The organism is Aquibacillus halophilus (assembly GCF_009649745.1).
Taxonomy (GTDB): domain Bacteria; phylum Bacillota; class Bacilli; order Bacillales; family Amphibacillaceae; genus Aquibacillus; species Aquibacillus halophilus.
Genome location: NZ_WJNG01000052.1, coordinates 1 through 281, shown reverse-complemented (window position 1 = coordinate 281; position 281 = coordinate 1). Strand labels below are relative to the sequence as shown.

The 281-nt window shown below is 48.8% G+C and carries 1 rRNA gene; it reads left to right on the top strand.

Features of this window, described 5'->3' with window-relative positions:
• Nucleotides 1-281 (top strand): 23S ribosomal RNA (locus GH741_RS21495); the annotation flags it as partial.

Below are 281 nucleotides of genomic sequence, written 5' to 3'. Positions count from 1 at the left end.
CGAGCGAAACGGAATCAGCCCAAACCAGAAAGCTTGCTTTCTGGGGTTGTAGGACACTCTATACGGAGTTACAAAGAAACGCTTTAAATGAATCGACCTGGAACGGTCAGCCAAAGAAGGTAAGAGCCCTGTAATTGAAAAAGTGTTTCCTCCAGAGTGGATCCTGAGTACGGCGGAACACGAGAAATTCCGTCGGAATCCGGGAGGACCATCTCCCAAGGCTAAATACTTCCTAGTGACCGATAGTGAACCAGTACCGTGAGGGAAAGGTGAAAAGCACC